The 15,864-nt window shown below is 61.0% G+C and carries 16 protein-coding genes and 1 pseudogene; 10 read left to right on the top strand and 7 right to left on the bottom strand.

Annotated features, from left to right (window positions below; translation table 11 throughout):
* Positions 1–504 precede the first annotated feature (504 nt).
* From DEIDE_RS19315 to DEIDE_RS18265, 5 genes are all read left to right on the top strand, one after another.
* Positions 505–909 carry a hypothetical protein gene (locus tag DEIDE_RS19315; RefSeq protein WP_162485739.1) on the top strand — a complete coding sequence of 135 codons (405 nt, stop codon included), beginning with the start codon at positions 505–507 and terminating at the stop codon, positions 907–909.
* 25 nt (positions 910–934) lie between these two features.
* Positions 935–2,053 carry a Fic family protein gene (locus DEIDE_RS16660; RefSeq protein ID WP_041228039.1) on the top strand — a complete coding sequence of 373 codons (1,119 nt, stop codon included), beginning with the start codon at positions 935–937 and terminating at the stop codon, positions 2,051–2,053.
* Between the two features lie 176 nt (positions 2,054–2,229).
* Positions 2,230–2,589, top strand: a complete 360-nt coding sequence (locus DEIDE_RS18845) for a DUF4345 family protein (RefSeq protein WP_012694906.1) — start codon at positions 2,230–2,232, stop codon at positions 2,587–2,589.
* 541 nt (positions 2,590–3,130) lie between these two features.
* Complete coding sequence (locus DEIDE_RS16650) at positions 3,131–3,478, top strand: hypothetical protein (RefSeq protein ID WP_162485738.1); 348 nt, start codon at positions 3,131–3,133, stop codon at positions 3,476–3,478.
* 169 nt (positions 3,479–3,647) lie between these two features.
* Positions 3,648–3,971, top strand: a complete 324-nt coding sequence (locus tag DEIDE_RS18265; protein WP_162485737.1) for a barstar family protein — start codon at positions 3,648–3,650, stop codon at positions 3,969–3,971.
* 38 nt (positions 3,972–4,009) lie between these two features.
* Here DEIDE_RS18265 and DEIDE_RS16640 read toward each other — a convergent pair.
* Positions 4,010–4,219: pseudogene (locus DEIDE_RS16640) on the bottom strand (IS982 family transposase); the annotation flags it as partial.
* Positions 4,220–4,705: 486 nt separating this feature from the next.
* On the opposite strand from DEIDE_RS16640, the gene DEIDE_RS16635 reads away from it, so the two are divergent.
* A complete protein-coding gene (locus DEIDE_RS16635; RefSeq protein ID WP_041228033.1) occupies positions 4,706–4,975 on the top strand; it encodes a hypothetical protein in 270 nt (89 codons plus the stop codon).
* Between the two features lie 296 nt (positions 4,976–5,271).
* Positions 5,272–5,490 (top strand): nucleotide exchange factor GrpE, encoded by a 219-nt coding sequence (locus DEIDE_RS16630; protein WP_041228031.1) that lies wholly within the window; start codon positions 5,272–5,274, stop codon positions 5,488–5,490.
* Between the two features lie 1,089 nt (positions 5,491–6,579).
* On the opposite strand, the gene DEIDE_RS16625 is transcribed toward DEIDE_RS16630, so the two are convergent.
* From DEIDE_RS16625 to DEIDE_RS16615, 3 genes are all read right to left on the bottom strand, one after another.
* Positions 6,580–6,921 carry a hypothetical protein gene (locus tag DEIDE_RS16625; protein ID WP_162485736.1) on the bottom strand — a complete coding sequence of 114 codons (342 nt, stop codon included), beginning with the start codon at positions 6,919–6,921 and terminating at the stop codon, positions 6,580–6,582.
* An 859-nt stretch (positions 6,922–7,780) separates the two neighbouring features.
* Positions 7,781–8,188 (bottom strand): (R)-mandelonitrile lyase, encoded by a 408-nt coding sequence (locus tag DEIDE_RS16620; protein WP_012694901.1) that lies wholly within the window; start codon positions 8,186–8,188, stop codon positions 7,781–7,783.
* A gap of 215 nt (positions 8,189–8,403) precedes the next feature.
* Positions 8,404–9,684: an MFS transporter gene (locus DEIDE_RS16615; protein WP_012694900.1), complete on the bottom strand. Its 1,281-nt coding sequence runs from the start codon at positions 9,682–9,684 to the stop codon at positions 8,404–8,406.
* Between the two features lie 624 nt (positions 9,685–10,308).
* Between DEIDE_RS16615 and DEIDE_RS16605 the strand changes: the two genes are divergently transcribed.
* From DEIDE_RS16605 to DEIDE_RS16600, 3 genes are all read left to right on the top strand, one after another.
* The gene (locus DEIDE_RS16605) at positions 10,309–11,253 is read left to right on the top strand and encodes a homocysteine S-methyltransferase family protein (RefSeq protein ID WP_012694899.1); all 945 of its coding nucleotides are present in this window, start codon (positions 10,309–10,311) and stop codon (positions 11,251–11,253) included.
* Between the two features lie 475 nt (positions 11,254–11,728).
* Complete coding sequence (locus DEIDE_RS19310) at positions 11,729–11,887, top strand: hypothetical protein (protein WP_162485735.1); 159 nt, start codon at positions 11,729–11,731, stop codon at positions 11,885–11,887.
* A 594-nt stretch (positions 11,888–12,481) separates the two neighbouring features.
* Entirely contained in the window at positions 12,482–14,197 is a 1,716-nt protein-coding gene (locus DEIDE_RS16600; protein ID WP_012694896.1) for a S8 family serine peptidase, read from the top strand.
* Between the two features lie 357 nt (positions 14,198–14,554).
* Here the strand turns inward: DEIDE_RS16600 and DEIDE_RS16595 are convergent, their stop codons facing one another.
* From DEIDE_RS16595 to DEIDE_RS18815, 3 genes are read right to left on the bottom strand one after another with little or no spacing between them, the layout of a single operon-like run.
* Positions 14,555–14,818, bottom strand: a complete 264-nt coding sequence (locus DEIDE_RS16595; RefSeq protein ID WP_012694895.1) for a cold-shock protein — start codon at positions 14,816–14,818, stop codon at positions 14,555–14,557.
* A gap of 10 nt (positions 14,819–14,828) precedes the next feature.
* A complete protein-coding gene (locus DEIDE_RS19835; protein WP_012694894.1) occupies positions 14,829–15,329 on the bottom strand; it encodes an HU family DNA-binding protein in 501 nt (166 codons plus the stop codon).
* Positions 15,268–15,744 (bottom strand): hypothetical protein, encoded by a 477-nt coding sequence (locus tag DEIDE_RS18815; RefSeq protein WP_012694893.1) that lies wholly within the window; start codon positions 15,742–15,744, stop codon positions 15,268–15,270. The genes DEIDE_RS19835 and DEIDE_RS18815 overlap by 62 nt, the downstream gene beginning before the upstream one ends.
* Positions 15,745–15,864 lie beyond the last annotated feature (120 nt).

The following is a 15,864-nucleotide window of genomic DNA, read 5'->3' as shown; positions in this document are numbered from 1 at the left end:
GCGAGTGAAGCCCTACTCATGGAGGGCAGCGTACCCCGAGGTGTGGCCGTCCAGCACCCATTATTCAGGCGACGAATCCGTTGTATCCACGAAAGCCACCGTACATTCCAGGTCGTTGCGGGCGGGGTTATGACGTGCTCATTTACCCGCGCCTTCCGGGTCGAGTCATCGGCGCGGCGACCTCGAGGGCGGGGATGGCGAGTGAATCAAAACGCTGGCCCTGGGCAGAGAAGCGCGCGAGGTACGTGGAAGGCGTCGCGCCCGTGCGCCGCATGCTGGCCGTGACGGTAAGGGCGGGGACGAAGAATTGGACGTGCTGGCGGGGGAGCAGCGTGACCGGGAGGTGGGGAGCAGGGTGTGGGGCGTCGTCAGGGCGGTAGAGGTACGCGCGGCCGTTGTTAGCGATCAGCTAGGGCGTGTGCTCATGGGGACTGTTGCGTGTTGCGGTCGCGCATGACTTCAATCTGTTCCCAGGACGGGCGTGTTCAAGCTTAAGCTGTCGTGGTGGCGCAGCGACCCATTCTTGTGAACCGTAACCGGCTCCCCAACCTCTGGGGCAATGCCGACGCCGAAGAGGATAAGTGGCTCCGCGTCAATCTGAACAACATCCAGGGATTTGAGCGTTTCATCAACGAAAGTGTCACCCCCTCCTTTAACGCTCTGCCTTTCCGGCAACAACGCCGGCTGAAGGAAACGTTTCGGTACGCCTTAACGCAGTTCGATGAGGCTGAGCTTTCTTATGCCTTCGATTCTTGCGGCCGGATGTACCGGATGCCGGCCTTGGTGCCTTTGCGGTCTGCCGAGCGGGTGCACATTTCTCTCCGAGCGATCGGTGCGCCGCTACGTCTCTCGCTGTCTGACTTTTCGTTGCATGATTCGAAAAATCAGACCTATTCAAATCAAGTTTGATTTGAATAGCGGTTATAATCGACTCATGAGTACGAGGCTGCCCGTGTATGCCCATCAGAACTCCGAATGGCCGCACTTCCGCTGGGACTCCTCGGCCTTTGACGTCCGGCTCGCGGACATTCACTTCCGGCGCGGAGCCTTGATCACGGCCATGGCGAGCCTGGGGTTCGACATCCGGCAGGAAACGGTCCTCTCCGTCCTCGTCCAGGACGTCACCAAATCCAGTGAGATCGAAGGAGAACACCTCGACGCCGCACAGGTGCGTTCCTCCATCGCCCAGCGGCTTGGGATGGACGTGGCCGGCCTTCCCCCGGCTGCCCGTCACGTCGAGGGGGTCGTCGAGATGCTGCTGGATGCCACGGGGCGATTCGGTGCGCCCCTGGACGCCGAACGGCTCTTTGGCTGGCACAGTGCGCTGTTTCCCACTGGCCGCAGCAACCTCAGGAGGATCATCGTTGGAGGGTGGCGCGACGACCGCGAGGGTCCGATGATGGTTCTGAGTGGCCCCCTCGACCGGCAGCGCGTCCATTTCGAGGCCCCCGCAGCAGAGCGTGTTCCCCACGAGATGGACCGGTTCCTGACCTGGTTCGACACCGCTCAGCTTGACCCGGTCGTCAGGGCTGCTGTGGCCCACCTGTGGTTCGTGACGATCCACCCGTTCGACGATGGAAACGGCCGTATCGCGCGGGCCATCACCGACCTTGCCCTGGCGCGGGCGGACGGAACCAGCCAGCGCTTCTATTCCATGTCGGCCCAGATCGAGCGGGAGCGGCGGGCGTATTACGACGCGCTGGAGAACACGCAGCGGGGCGGGGTGGACATCACGGGCTGGATCGTCTGGTTCCTCGACCAGGTGTTCGCCGCGCTCCAGTCGGCTGAAGGCGTCCTGGACAAGGTGCGCAGCCGGCAGGCCTTCTGGGATCTCTACCGGGACGTCCTACTCAATGGGCGTCAGATCAAGGTGCTGGGCAAGATGCTCGAAGGCCTGAACAGCAAGCTGCGGTCTAGTAAATACGCGGCGCTGGCAGGCTGTTCCCAACCGACCGCCGTGCGAGACCTGAGCGATCTGGTGAGTAAGGGCATCTTGAAGGTGGATCCGGCAGCGGCGGGGCGGAGTACCAGCTACATCCTGAACTTCAACTGACCGGGCACTCCAGAATGACCATGCAACACTCGCGACGCTGCACGGATCCTGGGCGCAACCGCGTTCCCGTTACGCCAGACTGCCGATAAAACGCGCTCCAAAGGCTGGTAGCCTGAAGCGCACGAAAGGACGGCTATGCTGCTCACCATCTCTACCACTCACCCGCCCTGTGTGCCATGACCTTGGCTGCTTTGCTTGCCGCTATTGCAGGCCTTATTACCGTCGGGCTAGGTCTGTTTGGTTTGGTGCGGCCTCACACTGCCGCCGCGTTTGTAGGCATCCTGCCGAATGGTCTGCGCGGCGTCTCTGAAGTGCGAGCCACGTATGGTGGCTTATTCTTTGTTCTTGGCCTTGCCAGTTTGATCATCGCTTCGCCCCAAGCCTGGCTCATGGTAGGCCTTGCTTGGGGTGGCGCAGCCCTTGCACGGGTCGTCTCTGTCGTCATTGACCGAAGTTTCGATTCCAAAAATTATGGCGGAATAGTCCTTGAAGGCCTGCTCTGTGTGCTGTTTCTTGCTCATCTTGTGGTTCGCTGACCGTAGCAGTCAATATCGGTTGACGGGCGGTCTGAACAGCACGACTTCAAAGTAAGCTTGACGGATGGATCTCGTCAGGCGGGCACTCGAAACTATGGCCTGGTGCGCACCGCGCGTTCAGACGAATGACGTTGCCTCGTGCCTACGCAGTACTGAGCTCCGTCCTGGTCGGGATATTGCTTTCTGGTACGGCGATCCGCCATTGGCGGATGAGCTTGAGTTTCTCAGCGATCCCTGGCAGCCCTTGCCTGACGAGCCTCCGGTCGTTCGCGTTCCAAGTGAGCTGAGAGGCGAAACCATACCACGCACGTACAAGGTCTATCTGGCAGAGACGGGTGGCTTGGTTCCGTGGGCGGAGTGGAACGCATCGGCACTCTGGCCGAACATGGAGAGGGCGTTGAGGAACTTCAGAAGTGCTGCAACGGTAGCTCACCGGCGTCGAACTGTTGAAGGGATGGCGATACGTCGCAGTCAACTTCTACGCGAACGTGGCTGGAAGCCAGATGACACACTGAGGAACTTGCCATAGGGCAGGTTTTTGTTGTGCGACGATCCCAGCAACACGCTCAATGAGGGCGCTTGTGGGCTCGCGAGTGCTGGGTTTTTCGACGTTGATTCGGATATGCCACCGTGGGACAGCTGGGTCCACTATGCGCCAGCCCTTGATGCATTTACTGGCGATCCGGCAGGGTGGTTTGAGAAGGCTGCTGACGTTGAGGGAGGCGTGGCGCAGCTGCTGGTGTGGGTGCCGGAAGTGCTGATAGATGTTGTTTCGGAGGGTATACGCGTCAGTTCGGTTGAAATGTTCAGCTGGGCTTCAGAAGCGCCGGTTGAACAACCGTTTTCAACGGCTTTTGGTGGCCTGCGGCGCGCTGGCTTCCCGATCTGATAAACCTAGTGGAGCGAGTCAGAAGACTACAAACAGTTTTTTGGACGCTGTCGCGAACATCTGGCTGTCGGAGTGTCAGTCGGTAGCGAACCTTATTCACCGCGAATAGGGGTTGACCCCAGCGTGAGATTGTGCGGCACCTACACGAATGTCGGGCCAAAATGGTGTCATGGCTAAAGGGACGTTGGACACTTCGCGTATTCGGGACTGGGAAACGTTCCATGACGTCTCCATGCAAGCCTTTGGCTTCCCTGATTTCTACGGCCGCAACATGGATGCCTGGATCGACTGTCTGACGTACCTCGATGAGGCGGATGGGATGTCCAGCGTCGTTCTAGGCTCGGATGAGCTGCTGTGTATCCATGTGCCTGGCTTTTCGATCTTCGCCGCAAGTCTGCCTGATGTTGCAAACGCCTTTCTGGCCTGCTCTTGCTTTCACCAACCAGCGGTATATCGAACGGAAGGGTGCTTCCCGACTGATTTTGATGCTTGAATAGTGTCTTTCGCTTGTGCCAGACAGGCAGGACTCCGTTAGGGGGAAAGGTCGATGTACTTCAGGTTGTGCGCCAGGACGTTCAGGGCCACCTTCAATCGTAGGCTGAGATACGTCTTGACCTGTCCCCAGCGCAGTCCAGCGCCCACCAGCACGGAAAATGCAGATTCGATGCACTTCCTGGCAGCGCCATATTCAGGTTTCCAGCGAGGATCGACCCGTTTGGCATTGACCTTCGGCGGCGTCAGGCTCAGTATCAGCAACGCTCGTGGGGTCTTACGCCTGCGAACGAGGTCAGTGAGCAGGGTACGTTCATGTTCGGTGAGCGCCACGACGGCGGATGTCGGACCGCGACGCATACAGCGCCTCCACTTTCAGTGTGCGCCTACATCTCAGCAAATACCATTCGGCGTCTTCCGACTCACTCTACTCGGGGTTGACTTTGGACAGGACGCTCATCAGATACTGAATATCGAGTCTTTCGCTGCCTTCGGTACACGAGGGAATATACTAGCGCCCGTCTACTTCGTCGCATTCTGCGCCCCTGGCCTGTCCCACACACCCCGCTCCGGACCCAGCGTGAGCAAGTGCTCACGCTTCCCTGGCGTACCCTCAACCCCATGACACGCACGGTGTACCCCATAACCTCGAAAACGTTCCCGCGCGTAGGCATTATCGACATCCCCTGCTAGAGCGCAGCGTCCTATGACGGACACACCGCAGTCCTGCACGACATGAGAATAACCACACCATTCGACTTCTCCATCCTGACCCCGGAAGAATTCCAGCAGGCCACCCTCGAGCAAGGACGCGACGTGACGGTCCAGGGACTCGTCGCCATGGAAACGCGCTGGTTGCTGGACATTACGGAGGTCACGCTCCGTCCCCCTTACCGCAAGCCTCTGGGAGTCAGCATCGCTGGGAGGTGGTACTACGCGTGGCCTGTGCGCTGGGACAAGCCCCTTGATCTGGGGGAGTACACCGTGATGCGGTTATCCCGGTAGCCCTAGAACTCCGGCAAGCGAGGAACACCGCCTGGAGGCACTCGTGCCATTTCCCCGCAGTTCCGTCATTCCACGCTCAAGCATCCCGCTCGAGCAGCTTGAAGAGACCGTCGCGCACACGTACCATCCAGATCAGGCTGCAGGTCTCCAGGATGATTTGAGAATGCGTGTTGATTGATCACCTGGAGGTGGACCAGCACCTCTCTGTGCCGTTGTGTGCGCTGAACACGGCGCTTGACTCGTAGTCTTCTTTCTTTGGTCAGAGGGTTATCAGGCGCTCTCGATTTCCTGTTGAGATGAGCGACCTTGAAGCGATGCGCCAGGCGGCGCTACGTGCTGTAGCAGAAGCCAGAGTCTTCGCCTTGGAAGCCCACCGGGGAGACCTGCTGCCTGAAGTCGATGGCCTGTATGCGGCCTACCTCGACGCACCCCGGGAAATGAGTGCCCTCAAAAACGTGCTGGATGCCGCCCTGTCCTTCTCGCAGAGATTGGGACCGCCCTTGGCTACAGCCTGATGCGAATGCGCGCGTCCCGGCACTGCGGCCGGGACGCCATCAGCCACGCAACAGTCAGATCAGGATGACGCACCAGCCTCCAGCGGAGAATTGCGAATGAACTGTCTCCCAGTTTTGATGAAGTGTCGTCCACCGAACTGAAGGATCGTCGAAGACTGGACTGAACTATCAGCGACTACCGGATGACCCGGGTGTCTCATAACCTTTGACCAGACGTTCCGAGAGGGGCGCCCTGCGGGAAGCCCCACCTCCTGGCCTTTGCGGCTGGCGGGTGGGGTTTTTTTGTTCAGAGGCGTTAAAGCGAATGACCAACTACAGCTCACGCACATTCCATCCGGATCAGATCACGGGCTTCCAGGCAGCACAGGCACATGCCTATGCCTGAGAGGTCTGCAGACTGCACCACGCCAAACGAGGCTGGGGAGTTCAGCATGCTCAAGCGTGAGCACAGTGAACCAGGAAGGGAGCGAGGTAAGAGAACACCAGAATGCTGTCAACCATCCCGACGCGATTTATCGGCTTCTTGACTCTCTTCTCCAGGAAAGGCCTCAGAGTCCGCGCCATCGTAGTCGTGAATCATACGGTCAACCACATCCCACACCTGCCAGGTCCAAATCCCGACAAGGTCTGCTGCCCGAGTACACGAGAGTTCACCAGAGACAACACGTTGTGCAGCCGCCTGTATTCGTTCCTGCTTCTCCGCCTCCTGCGTCTCAGACTGCCTCATGACTTGAGGGGAACAGGTGGCTTCCCCCAAAAACTAGCGGTATCGCACGACTCGTCTCGTTCCTGCATCTACGCAAGAAGGCAGGTCGGACAACCCCCATGAGGCTCTATCCACAGCTGTTCTCCCCCACAGCACCAGCCGAACCAGTTGCATCTGCCCATGCAGAAGCGCCGAAAAACATCATCCAGCCGCTATAAGCAGGTAAGCAGGTGCTAACGCTCAAAAACGTACGAACGATACCCAGGGCTCCTGCGAACTGGCACAGCCTGAGACATCAATCTGCTCTCTTCCGTGACGACAACCTGAGCACAAGAACACGCTCGGTCAGCACGGCGGGGCGTTCTGGTGTTGCTGCTTTTGTTTCAGTGTGCGGCGTAGGGTGCAGGGTGACCGTCACTCCATCCGTGCGAGGTCAGGACGGCCAGGTCGGCAGGGTCACCGACCAGTACCAGGAGATTCCCGTTGGTGATGGCCGTCAGCACGCGCTGAAATGCATCTTCTACTGCCTGCGCTCCGTAGTCCTGAATAGCCTCTTCCGAAACGATAAAATTCCCTCCTGTCGTGACCCCAGGGTTCCTGACGATCATGGTCAGCACCAGGCGGCCGGGATTCTGGCTCGTCTGCACGTGAAGTTCAGCGTGTGCGGGCAGATCAGTGTGGTTGAGAGCTTCTTCTACATGGCGCTTGGCCTGGCTGACGTTCATGGGCGGCATAAGGCATCATGACACCCTCACATCAGCCAGCATCGCAGCATAACGGCTGGCAGTTCACAGAGGCTCGCAGGCGATCAATTTCAAACCTCGGCGCGTCAGGGCAACCATTTGCACCACTCGTCGGGCGTACGGCCGAGCTGACGACCTCCCGGCAGGACGAAAGAGGTTGGCCGTGAAAAGGCGTAGCCCCCGGGACGGTCTGTGCTCCATCCGCGTGAACGGTCGATTGGTCTTAGATCGGTCAATTCCGCGAGGATGCGGGAATGCACGTGCGCTCAGGCTGGGAGCTGGGGCTGGGACAACCACTTCAGCAAGGCCTCGGAACGCTTCCTGGACTGGTACTGCTTCACGGTGGTTCAGGAATCTCGCTCACGACTGACTGATTTCAGGTGGGGATTCATGAGCTCTGGCTCGTGCGTGAGCACACGCGCTGGAGTCGGGAAGCGTCAGGACGGGGAAAGAAAGCGGAGGGTGGAGCGAGAAGGGGGAAAGGAGTAGGGTGGGACGCAGGCACCGCATGTACATTCTCGCATTTACTCACAAAGATGGCCTCTCCTCTGGCAGCACATCAGCGTCAGCGCCCGACCAGGTGAGCCATGCCTCTTCCGAATTCATGCGTTCGCCAAGGGTCTCCAGATGTCTCCCCTGCTCGCGTACTTCACAAGCGCACCCTCACCGTGAAAGGCGCACCACCCAGGAGACGTATGACCAGGACACATTTCTCCTGGGGTGCGGTGACATGTCCTTCCCCTTGACGCGTCACAGGTGGAGCACGCGAGTGGAACGAGTCAGAAAACGCCGAATGATCTGGCGCATAGGAGGGTCGATGTCGATGCAGTGCTTGCACCAGTCATCCTGCTTCACCAGCCTGGTACTGCTCATCGGTGACGTGCTCCAGCCACTCGACGGATTTACCGTCCAGCGCCTCCTGGAGAGCAATGTGCGTCATGGCGGTGGTGGGTGCAGCCCCGTGCCAGTGCTTCTCGCCAGGCTCACACCAGACGACATCCCCCGGGCGGATCTCCTCGACGGGGCCGCCCTCACGCTGCACGCGTCCCACGCCAGCCGTGACAATCAGCGTCTGACCGAGAGGATGGGTATGCCAGGCCGTGCGGGCGCCAGGCTCAAAGGTGACGGCGTTGCCCGCCGCGCGGGCGGGCTCATGGGCCGGAAACAGCCCATCGATGCGGACCGCCCCGGTAAACCAGTCGGCTGGGCCTGTGGTCGAGGGTTGGGTTCCTACGCGTTGGATCTTCATGGTTGTGCTCCTTCACGACAGAGTAGAGAGGAGATAAGCCAGGCGCCGAGAGTGCGGCATGAAATACGAGTGTTCCCTCCACGTTCAGGAGAACGCCAAAATCCGCGCAACACCGCAGTAATCAATGAACCGATGGTCACTGTACCCGGTGCCTCCAGTGCAGAACGGACGTGACTGCAGGCCACGTCTTGCCTCTCCACTCAGCGTCCTGCAGATCAGTCGGCGGCGGCGGCTCCCTGTGCATCGTCCCCTGCACCACGCGCCCGCAGGTAGCCCACGAGGGTGAGGAGGGCGGCGAACACACCCAGCACCGCCACCGCCGGCGCGAGGCCCACCGCGCCCATCAGCACTGCCGCCAGGCTCACCCCCACCGGACGGAGCCCCTGGCCCACCAGGATGCGGGCGCTGTACACCCGCCCGCGCACCTCCTCCGGCGTGAGGCGGGCAAACATCGTCCCCACCATCACGTTCAGCGGTCCGAAGCACAGGCCCATCAGCAGCGCGAGAACCAGCGCCATCCCCAGCGAGGGGGCGTACGCCACACCGACGATACACAGCGCGGGACCGACGCAGCCCAGCGCGATCCAGTTCAGGGGGTGGCGGCTGGTGCGGCGCCCCATCCAGATCACCATGCCAAGCTCTGCAAGGGCGAGGACCGAGCCCAGCAGGCCCACCCCCAGCGCACCCCGGCTGTCGGCGCGCACCCAGGAAAGCGCCGCGGGCAGCTCCACCCCCACCATCAGGCGGTCAGCGATGCGGGGCAGGAAAATGGCGACGTAGGGCTCCATGGCGAAGTTCACGCTGGCCAGTCCCAGCAGCGTCGCCCAGAGCGGGGGCCGCGCGAGGACGAACGCGAAGCCGTACCGGGTCCTGGCCCACCAGGCAGCCAGACCCTGCCCGCTGTCCTGAGCGCGGGTCACTGTGGGAAAGCGGACAATCGAGTAGGCGATCAGGGCCACGACGAAGCTCGCCGCGTTCACCCACATCACCCCGGGTGCGCCGATGCTCGCCACCAGGAAGCCGGCGCTGATGGGCGCGAGCAGGCCGCTGGTGGTCCAGGTCAGGTTGAACAGGGCCTGGATGCCCTGCAACCGGTCTGCGGACACGAAGGTGGGCAGCGAGGCCTGCTGCGCCGGGAAGATCACGCTGCCAGTGAAGCCGGTCAGCGCCGCGATGACGACCAGGGCTGGGAACGAGAGCAGGTCCAGGCCGTGCAGCAGCGGAATCAGGCTGATCCAGATGGCGCTCAGGCCGTTGGCCACCTGCAGAATGCGGCGGCGGTCCCACACGTCGGTGTAACCGGCGAGGCTGACGGTCCCGAGCAGCATCGCCGCGGTCCAGGCACCGATGACGGTGCCCGACAGGGCAGGTGAGTTCGGGTAGAGGCGGTAAAGGAACCAGGCGAGGGCGATGAAGGTGAGGCCGTTGCCGAAAGCGTTGATGCTTTCACCGATCCACAGGATCAGGATGCGGCGGTCGCGGAGCAGGGAGAACATAGGGGACCTCGAGTAGGGTGACGCGGGACCCAGCATACGCACGGACCGCCCGGTGAGCGTCCCGTGGTCATGGACGTGAGATCAGGAAGGGCGTCGGCCTGATGACGCCACGACAAAGCTCGACGGTCGATTGAGAGCGGTCACCAGGCCGCACATGACTGGGCGGCAGGCTCGCAGACCCGCCAGGCGCGGAAGTAACCACGTGCCCACCAGTGTTCCGCCCTCCACCAGCACCGCCACCCGGTCGCCAGGCAGCACCTCACGCGGCACAGAAGCTGTACTCCACTCTTCCACCGATTCATCTGGCAACATCACGCTCACCAGTGCCCCAGACACCTTCATGATGGAGCGGTTCCGCAGCGCTGAAGAGCTGGCGGCCCGGCGCACCCGCCATCAGGCCAGCGCTGAGATTGCCTGCGAAGGGCATCTGCAAAAACAAAAGAACGCTGGTACAGGAGGCCAGAAGGTAAAACGCTGCAACGAGAGATGCAGTTGAAGGAGTTTCAGTTGCGCATCCAGCCGTCCTGACGAGCAGCACTGGATATGTACGGGCAACGAACTACCCTGAATTGTTACCTTCGTGCACCGCACTGCCCTGTACCTGCCTTACTGAAGGAGGACAAGATGAAAGGACCACTCCCGCAGCTCACGCGCCGTGTTCTCACCGACGGCGGCCTGGAGACCGATCTTCTCTTTAACCGCGGCATTGATCTTCCCTTGTTCTCCTCAGTTGTCCTGCTCGCAACCTTAGAGGGACGCGAAGCACTCGAGACGTATTACCGCCCCTATCTGGAACTCGCGCACAGGCACAGCGCGGGGTTCATCCTCGAGAGCGCCACCTGGCGTGCAAGCCCTGACTGGGCTGCACCGCTTGGGCTCCACCAATGTGGACTCGACCAGCTTAATGTCGCTGCGGTCGAACTCCTGCACCGCTTGCGATCCAAGTCTGCCACCGACCCACTTGAGATTGTGGTCAGCGGCTGCGTCGGCCCCCGCGGTGATGGCTACGATCCCGGCCAGATCATGAACGTGGCAGAGGCGGCCAATTACCACGGTCACCAGGTCCGTGTGCTTGCCTCGGCTGGCGTTGACATGCTGTCTGCACTCACCATGACCAACATCAACGAGGCGACTGGTATAACCTTGGCGGCTGCGGAGGTCGGCCTGCCAGTGTCGGTCTCGTTTACGGTGGAGACGGATGGGCGGTTGCCGACGGGTGACTCCCTCATGGATGCTGTCACGGCTGTGGATGAGGCGACCAATGACTATGCGGCCTACTTCATGGTGAACTGCGCCCATCCCGACCACTTTGCGGCAGTCCTGGATGAGCCCGCTGCTTGGACAAGGCGTATTCGTGGTGTGCGAGCGAATGCTTCGCGCTGCAGCCACAAGGAGTTGGATGCCATGACTGAGCTTGATGCTGGCGATCCGCTTGAACTCGGGCAACTCTACCGCAAGCTTCTTCACGAACATCCGCAGATCACGGTTCTTGGTGGTTGTTGCGGCACGGATCTCCGCCATGTCACCGCTATCGCCGAAGCGTGCGCACGTCTCCCGATGTCTTCGTGATCAGGGGCAGACTGTAGCCGTCAACGTAAAGCTGAGATCTTATCTCAGGAATGCTGGCGCTCAGGCTGGTCGGTTACCCCATGCGGCCTGAAACCCTGGAAAAGCAGCAGACCCAGGGTTGCTATGTGAGCATGGCGCCCACCGCCGCATGGTCACGGTACGCAGAACCTGAAGACAAAGGGCCCTGCGGCGAGCAAGGCTCGCGAAACCCGTAAAAACACCTGCGTTCACACGCCCTGGAGATCGCCCCGTCTTAAGAAGCCTTGCTCCAGGACTGCGCCTGCCAGACCCACGCCCTTCACCTCTCTGCCCAAAGCCCACAACAGTGAAGAGTTTCCCGGGAAAAAGCGGGCGTTGCCCTGCTTAGTTCAGGGAAGCAACCGGTGAAATGGCGGAGGAGGGGAAGATGACCAAAGCGCGCACTCCGAAGAAAACGAAATCAAGCCGAGCTGGGAAACCTGAGGAGAAAGCAACCATGACCAAACATGGTCTATGGACGCCTGAATCTTCCAAGGAAACCGCCCGGGAGATCCGCAAACTGAATAAGGAGGAGCCAGCCACACGCACGGTGACAGAGGCGGTCGACAAGACCCGCCTGAGTCTGCCGCAGGAGCGGGGAGCACCTGACCTGTAACCCCAGAAGCGTCCCGGCCGGCCGACAACCCCAATGACCCAGGGCCGAGCGGGCCACGGGCGCACGGTACCGCGAACGGCCGGATGGGCAGGTTCCGGGAGGGTGCTGATCCAGGCGAGTGTGCGGCTCTGGAAGTCACGGCTGACACCGCCGAGGGCCGTGCGTTCCTGGAGGAGGCCGCTGATCAGCATGCGGTGTCCTGGGCGGGTAGGCAGGTCTCTCGGGTCATGCGTTCACTGTGCTGGAGCGCTGGGTGGGCGCACCACCATACCCCCCACCGGGGAGAATCAAGGAGCAGTGCCCTCAGGGGACCGGTCACCGGCCCCAGCCAGATTCTGAGTTGCTGCCGCAGTCCGTCTGCCAGCGGGGTGTTCCTTCCCGGCCCACAGAGGAACGTGTCCACCCGCTTGCTCACCTCAGGAGGGTTCAGATCAGGGGAGTGCACTCAGAATCGAGTCACCTTCACGACACCCTCACGGAAACGTATGGTTTTTAACAAATGATGAGCAGTCACTGGGAGAGGATGCCGCAATCACCATCACACCTCATTCTGACCAGGGGCTCTACTCAGACGGGCCTGGTTATAGGAGCCTTATGCACGTATCCCGTAGTGTCAAGTTTGTGGGTCTCGCCCTGGCCCTAGCCGCCTGCGCACAACAGTCGAACGTCCCCACCAGCAGTGTCACCCCCACTGTCAGCAGCCAGGCAGCCACCACGGCGCGAACCTACCTGGTTGGGTTCAAGGCTGGTCAGGGAACCAATACCGAAGCGATCCGCAAGGTGGGTGGGCAACTGAGGCGCTCCTTCACCCGCATCGAAGCGGCGTCTGCGACGCTGACAGCGGCGCAGGCCAACAAGCTGGCAGCAGATCCAAGCGTGGAGTACGTTGAGCTGACTGTCACGCGCCGCGCGGACAACTACATCACCTCCGACAGCAACACACTCGGCAAACCGGGAGGGCAGCTGGGAGGCCTCAATGTCAACTGGCAGCCGAGCGGCGAATTCACGTACGGGGATATCGCCCTCGCGGTCCCCAGCCTCCGGACGCAGCAGCACACAGGAGCAGGCACCGCAGTCTGCGTCGGTGACACCGGCATCGACGGCAATCACCCTGAATTCGCCGGAAAGCTGAAGGGCTTCAAGAACTTCATGGGTGACGGCAAGGATTCAGCTACGGCCCTGAATGACGTCAACCAGCACGGAACGCACGTGGCAGGAACGATTTTCGCGCAGTTCGGCGCGGGCTCGAACGTGGGTCCCTCCGGAATGGACTCCAACGGCGTCGGCGGCGTGGCTCCCGGTGTGAACCTCTACGTCGCCCGGGTTCTCGGGGATGACGGCAGCGGCACTTCCGAAGGCGTGGTTGAAGGCGTCAACTGGTGCGTCAGCCAGCTGGTCACCCAGGGCGGAAAGGAACAACGCATGGTGGTCAACCTGTCTCTCGGAGCGGATGAGGGCAGCAAAACCGAGAAGCGTGCCTTCCAGGCCGCCTATGATGCCGGCGCACTGGTCGTGGCTGCAGCAGGCAATGACGGCGTGAAGCTTCCGCACTACCCTTCGGACTACCCCAGCGTGATCAAAGTGGGCGCGGTAAACCACCTGGGGAACCTGGCGGACTTCAGCAACCACAACAGCAAACAGGAACTTGTGGCGCCTGATGTGGCCGTCCTGTCGAGCGTTCCAGTCGGCACTGGCCTCGCGGCCAGCGCAAGTGCCGCGGGCGTCGCCACGTACCAGAGCGTCAACCCCTTCGAATTTGCTGCGGCGAAGACCGTGTCAAACCTGCCTATCGTGGCCGCTGGTGGCGAGGGCAACCGGTTCTGCGAACCGAACGCCGTCAATGCCGCGCTGAATGGAGCGATCGCCCTGATCTCCCGCGGGGCGTGCCCCTTTGCCGATAAGGTCGCCAACGCCGTGGCCAATCACGCTGCCGCGGTCATCGTGTACAACAACACGACCGGCCCGTTGAACAGCGTGACCCTGGGATCGCCACGGAGCATCCCGGTGGTGGGCATCACGCAGGCCGACGGCCTGGCGACCCTCACCAAAGTTCAGGCAGGAAGCGTGACCGGAAGCGTCTCCATCTACGCGTCGGACTACGAGTACTTCAACGGCACCAGCATGGCCACCCCACACGTTGCCGGCGCTGCAGCCGTTGTGTGGGCCGCGAAACCCGGCCTGAGTAACGCTGAACTGCGCGATCTGCTGAGCGCCACCGCCACCGACCTCGGCCCGAACGGCCGCGACAATTTCTTCGGTAACGGCCTGGTCAACCCCGGAGCTGCAATCGCGGCTGCCGGCAGGCGATAACGCCGGTCGTTCCTCTCCACTTCTCGGTCCTGAGGGGCAGCGGTCACATGACCGCTGCCCCTCAGCTCTTCACTACTCACCTGACGGTCCACCGTACATAATCCGGAAGTCAGATCCTCAGAAGAAACAGGTTGTACTGGTCCGTCTGAAGGACCAGCGCAGGCTGCCTGCTGTGCTAGGGCGCGGGGTTGGGCGCACCATCATAGCCCCACCGGGTGGAAGCAGGCCAGGAGCAGCACCGAGCCGTACAGCGAGCCACTTTGCGGCAACGTCAGACCCTATTCAATTCCGGTGTTCCTCCGGTTCAAGAGCAGACAACAAGAGAGCCGATGCCGGCTCTCTTGTTCACGCTCGGGCTTACCAGCGGTCGTCGCGGCGTTGCGGACGGTCGCCGTACGCAGCGGCTGGCGCGGCCTTCGTCACGACGATGTTCTTGGCTTGCGGACCCTTGCCCCGCTGGCCCTCCTCAAGCTCGAACTCCACTTCGTCACCCTCGTTCAGCTTCTTGAAGCCGCTCCCCGAGATCGCGCTGAAGTGCGCGAAGACATCAGGACCTCCGGGCGTTTCAATGAAACCGAAGCCTTTCTCTGCGTTAAACCATTTCACTTTTCCTGCAGGCATACTTCACTCCTCATCTCCCCGGAACGAGATCGTTCCAGGTGGTCTCCGCAGGCACACCAAGTTCAGTGCGGACCTGGAGAGTTCCTTCTAAATGGTAGTGATCCTTGCTGTTCCGGAATATCCCTATAGCTTCATGGATGATTGGGGTGTTCATGACAGCAAGAAGAAGGCGACCCGAAGGCCGCCTTTGATGTTGAGCATGATAGCCCGGTATGCGCTGACTGTGCAGATTACGCAGCACTTCCGACTCAATAAAGCAGAACGTAGCTGAGAGGGTGCCTTGCAGCGTGGTGGCAACTTTGAAGGCCACCTTCTTGCCGGCGGGAATCTGGATCCGCTCGCTGGTGCCGGGTCGCACGCCAGTGCGGGCGGCGGTTTCACGGATGCTCAGGGTCCCCAGACCAGCCAGACCGACACTCTTGCCGGTGCGGACGGCTTCCAGGACGCTCTCAAGGAACACGTCTACGGCCTGCTGGGACTGCACGCGGGTGCACACTGCCGGTTTCAGCACCCTGGGTGACGAAGTCTAGGTGCTTCTGGTAGCCCTCAAACTTCAACACCGTGCGTCCATCAAGTGTCCCGAGGCTGACTCGACCATCTTTCTTCCACGAGTAGTCGCGCCCGTACTGATATTCAAGAGTACTGGACACAAACTTTGGAACCGTATCCAAACCTTTGTACAGGCGCTTGGAATGACCCTTCTTCTGCGCCTCCTGATTCTGCTTAAGTTTAGTCCACTGTATTCTGTACGCCGCAGCGACCTGACGCTCAGCAGTGCAGGCCAGTAGTGCTCCCAGTCTGAACCGTTCACGCAAAATGCTGTACACCGCTTTATAGATTTTTGGCGCACTGCTGGACTTATCGAATTCGAAGGCATTTCTGGAAGCAAAGTTCAGAGCGTCACGGTACGCCACGAACCATGCCATGAAGTCTCCAGCAATCCAGGTTGCGGGTGCCACGACGTCGGCCACTCCTGTGATGGCGTGCTGGTCTTATTGCCCTTCAACGGACGGCCGGCAATGGCTTGGCTCACGGGATTGCTCACG

It is taken from the genome of Deinococcus deserti VCD115 (assembly GCF_000020685.1).
GTDB lineage: Bacteria > Deinococcota > Deinococci > Deinococcales > Deinococcaceae > Deinococcus > Deinococcus deserti.
This window is presented reverse-complemented; position numbering and strand designations above follow the sequence as displayed.

Coding starts and splice junctions, on each gene's coding strand:
- DEIDE_RS16605 (WP_012694899.1), top strand. CDS start 10,309: ATGAAAGGACCACTCCCGCAGCTCACGCGCCGTGTTCTCACCGACGGC.
- DEIDE_RS16630 (WP_041228031.1), top strand. CDS start 5,272: ATGAGCGACCTTGAAGCGATGCGCCAGGCGGCGCTACGTGCTGTAGCA.
- DEIDE_RS16600 (WP_012694896.1), top strand. CDS start 12,482: ATGCACGTATCCCGTAGTGTCAAGTTTGTGGGTCTCGCCCTGGCCCTA.
- DEIDE_RS19310 (WP_162485735.1), top strand. CDS start 11,729: ATGACCAAACATGGTCTATGGACGCCTGAATCTTCCAAGGAAACCGCC.
- DEIDE_RS18845 (WP_012694906.1), top strand. CDS start 2,230: ATGACCTTGGCTGCTTTGCTTGCCGCTATTGCAGGCCTTATTACCGTC.
- DEIDE_RS16660 (WP_041228039.1), top strand. CDS start 935: ATGAGTACGAGGCTGCCCGTGTATGCCCATCAGAACTCCGAATGGCCG.
- DEIDE_RS18265 (WP_162485737.1), top strand. CDS start 3,648: ATGGCTAAAGGGACGTTGGACACTTCGCGTATTCGGGACTGGGAAACG.
- DEIDE_RS16595 (WP_012694895.1), bottom strand. CDS start 14,818: ATGCCTGCAGGAAAAGTGAAATGGTTTAACGCAGAGAAAGGCTTCGGT.
- DEIDE_RS18815 (WP_012694893.1), bottom strand. CDS start 15,744: ATGGCATGGTTCGTGGCGTACCGTGACGCTCTGAACTTTGCTTCCAGA.
- DEIDE_RS16625 (WP_162485736.1), bottom strand. CDS start 6,921: ATGAACGTCAGCCAGGCCAAGCGCCATGTAGAAGAAGCTCTCAACCAC.
- DEIDE_RS16635 (WP_041228033.1), top strand. CDS start 4,706: ATGAGAATAACCACACCATTCGACTTCTCCATCCTGACCCCGGAAGAA.
- DEIDE_RS16620 (WP_012694901.1), bottom strand. CDS start 8,188: ATGAAGATCCAACGCGTAGGAACCCAACCCTCGACCACAGGCCCAGCC.
- DEIDE_RS16615 (WP_012694900.1), bottom strand. CDS start 9,684: ATGTTCTCCCTGCTCCGCGACCGCCGCATCCTGATCCTGTGGATCGGT.